This window comes from uncultured Limnohabitans sp., from assembly GCF_937889215.1.
Classification (GTDB): Bacteria; Pseudomonadota; Gammaproteobacteria; order Burkholderiales; family Burkholderiaceae_C; genus Limnohabitans_A.
Map to the genome: position 1 here is coordinate 1 of NZ_CALBEX010000287.1, position 1039 is coordinate 1039.

The following is a 1039-nucleotide window of genomic DNA, read 5'->3' on the forward strand; positions in this document are numbered from 1 at the left end:
ACTACGCGAGGCGGTGTTTGTACCGCCAGCGTAGCAAATTCAAATGGATCGGGTGGTGGGGCACGTTTTTGGCGCGCGCGCAGGGGCGTTAATTTTGTGACCTGAGCGCGCAGGCTGACCAGCGTTGAGTGGGCCTTGTTTTTGCAGATTCTTTGTCTATCGCAGGGAGTGGTTTAGTCTGCATAACCTGGGTTCACCCGGTCGACCACCCGCATCAGGGCTTCAAAAAACAGGCGTTCACGTTCGCTGCGGGGGTGGCGGTCTTGTGGGCTTGGGGTTTTGATGCGTTGAATCACGGCTTCGGTCAACACGTTCAGAGGCTGGCCCGTGCCCATGGCCAGCACTTGGGTGCGGCAGGCTTTTTCGAGTTTGTACAAACGCCTGTAGGCTTGCGCCACGGTGTCACCAATCGTCATCACGCCGTGGTTTTTCATGAAGAGCACGGTTTGGCCACCGCTCATGAGCTGCGACAAACGCTCTCCCTCAGACAAATCAGCGGCCAGTCCTGTGTAGTGGTCGTCGTAGGCGATGGTGCCATCAAAGAACGCCGCAGTTTGGGTGGCGGGCAGCAATCGGTTGGCTTTGAGCATGTTCAAAGCCAGCGCCCACGGCTGGTGGGTGTGCAGCACCACTTGGGCACCCGTGATGCGGTGCACCGGGGCATGGATCGATTGCGCTGACAGCTCGACCAAGCCTGTGCCTTCCAGCGTTTCGCCCGCTTCGTTGAAAACCATCATGGTGCTGGCGCGGGCCTCAGACCAATGCACGCCAAAGGGCGAGATCAAATATTGGTCTTCGCGGCCCGGCACGGCGACGGTGAAGTGGTTGTCGATCCCCTCGTCAAAATCGTGCAGCACCGCCAAACGCAATGCGGCGGCCAAGTGCACTTTGGCTTGCCACACCGGGTCTTCTTGGGCGTGCGCTGGCGTTTGTGTGGTGGCGGAGGCGAGCGACATGGCGGACTTTCGAGGGTTGGACTGGGCTTTACTCTATGCATGTGTCGTCTGCGAGCCTGTCACTTGCGCGGCAAACTTGAGGC

At 59.3% G+C, this 1039-nt stretch carries 1 protein-coding gene; it reads right to left on the reverse strand.

Translation table 11 applies throughout. The annotated features are described in order from the left end of the window. Positions 1 to 173: 173 nt before the first annotated feature. Positions 174 to 956 (reverse strand): class II aldolase/adducin family protein, encoded by a 783-nt coding sequence (locus Q0341_RS07255; RefSeq protein WP_299511588.1) that lies wholly within the window; start codon positions 954 to 956, stop codon positions 174 to 176. Positions 957 to 1039: the final 83 nt, after the last annotated feature.